The organism is Flavobacterium sp. GNP011 (genome assembly GCF_056428925.1).
Genome location: NZ_JBWJVJ010000060.1, coordinates 1 through 464 on the forward strand (window position 1 = coordinate 1; position 464 = coordinate 464).

Here is a 464-nt window from a genome sequence, read left to right on the forward strand (position 1 = left end):
AGCATCCACAGTTGTAGGTACCGATACGGTTCCAGTAGTTGCACCCGCAGGAACAAGTACATCAACGTTAGTAGTAGTGTAATCTGCACTTCCAGCCGTACCATTAGTCAATACAAAAGTATAAGTTGTATCTACCGCCGATGGGTTGCTCAAGGTAAAAGTAAATACAGCAGCACTTCCTTCAGTAGCCGAAGCAGGAGAGATCGTAGCCACAGTAGGAGCGTTGTTATTGTCGATAATCGTACCTGTAGCCGAAGCAGCTCCATTAGCGATGCTGAACGTTTCATCAGCCTCGTCGATAGCATCCACAGTTGTAGGTACCGATACGGTTCCAGTAGTTGCACCCGCAGGAACAGTTACCGTCACGTTTGTCGTAGTGTAATCTGCACTTCCAGCCGTACCATTAGTCAATACAAAAGTATAAGTTGTATCTACAGCCGATGGGTTGCTTAGTGTAAAGTTGA

General features: G+C 46.1%; 1 pseudogene. It reads right to left on the reverse strand.

Going from position 1 to position 464, the window contains the following annotated elements:
* Positions 1–464 (reverse strand): annotated as a pseudogene (locus AC061E_RS16630) (TUGYCR motif thioredoxin fold (seleno)protein); the annotation flags it as partial.